This is a genomic window from Streptomyces griseoloalbus (genome assembly GCA_014650015.1).
Taxonomy (GTDB): Bacteria; Actinomycetota; Actinomycetes; order Streptomycetales; family Streptomycetaceae; genus Streptomyces; species Streptomyces griseoloalbus.
In genome coordinates this window covers 1-802 of the sequence record BMUD01000095.1, presented here as the reverse complement: position 1 = coordinate 802, position 802 = coordinate 1, and the positions used below count along the sequence as shown (strand labels likewise).

Annotated in this window: 1 protein-coding gene; it reads right to left on the bottom strand. The window is 43.6% G+C overall.

Going from position 1 to position 802, the window contains the following annotated elements; translation table 11 throughout:
• The coding region (locus IE178_RS37130; RefSeq protein WP_193515077.1) for a transposase at positions 1 to 619 on the bottom strand (619 nt) is incomplete at its 3' end.
• Positions 620 to 802: the final 183 nt, after the last annotated feature.

The following is an 802-nucleotide window of genomic DNA, read 5'->3' as shown; positions in this document are numbered from 1 at the left end:
CTCCCGCCATTTCAGTCAGCATGGCCGGAGTGAACTCAATCTCCTCATTGCTTTCCGATGAGTTCTCCTGGGCGATGACATTGTCTATCTGCCCTAGCAGGATATGTATCTTCTTCATCAGGCGTTCACGGTTCCGCTCAACCGTTTTTCGCCAGACGAAAGTGTACTTGTTGGCTTTGGATTCGATCTTTGTCCCGTCAATGTATTCCACATTCAGGCTGATGAAGCCTTTGGAAGAGAGAAGGAGTACGGTTTGGGTAAACACCTCGTTGATTTCATTCTTCACCCGGTTGCGGAAACGGTTGATGGTAATGAAATCCGGTTTCTCATATCCGGCCAGCCAGATATAATGGATGTCACGGTGAAGGAGCTTTTCGATTTTCCGGCAGGAGTAGATGTTGTTCATATAGGCATACAGAATGACCTTGAGCATCATCCTGGGATGGTAAGGGCTGCGCCCGCATTCCTTATACAACTTCCTGAAACTTTCAAGGGTCAGGCTCTCAACCAGAGCGTCAACCATCCGAACTGGATCATGCTCTGCAATATCCTCGTCAATTCTTGGAGGAAAAAGCACTGTTTGGTTGGGATTGTAAGGACGAAAATGTATCTTTGTCATAGTATAAAATGTTATGCTTAAAGATACAAAATCTTTAGGTAATAACAAAGCCCCTGCTTGTGAAAGTCGGGGCTTTGTGCGTAAAAAAAGAAGGTGTACAATTTTTGACACACCTTCATTTTTTGTATTACAGATAAATTTTGCTTGGTTGAGCTAAGTCAATATTTAAGTATGAGGAAAATG